This window comes from Paraburkholderia sp. SIMBA_053, from assembly GCF_046534895.1.
In the GTDB taxonomy this organism is placed as follows: Bacteria; Pseudomonadota; Gammaproteobacteria; order Burkholderiales; family Burkholderiaceae; genus Paraburkholderia; species Paraburkholderia caledonica.
Genome location: NZ_JAWRXU010001766.1, coordinates 1 through 234, shown reverse-complemented (window position 1 = coordinate 234; position 234 = coordinate 1). Strand labels below are relative to the sequence as shown.

The 234-nt window shown below is 62.0% G+C and carries 1 protein-coding gene; it reads right to left on the bottom strand.

Annotated elements, in window-relative coordinates; translation table 11 throughout:
• A partial coding sequence (locus SB753_RS41590) for a thiamine pyrophosphate-dependent enzyme (protein ID WP_410805760.1) occupies positions 1 to 234 on the bottom strand: 234 nt, incomplete at both ends.

Sequence of the window (234 nt, the reverse complement as noted above, 5' to 3'; positions counted from 1 at the left end):
CAGCCGAGGCCTTCAGCCACCGCGACGTGATCGACGCCATAGCCTTCGAGTTCCGGCGCGTTGATGTTGTCGAACGCGAGCTGCACGCAGAAGTCCATGTCGAACGCGCGCTGCGCCTGGCGGATCAGGCCCAGATACGAGTTGTTCACGACCACATGCACGTACGGCAGCTTGAACTGCGCGCCCACGGCCAGTTCTTCGATCATGAACTGGAAGTCGTAGTCGCCCGACAGC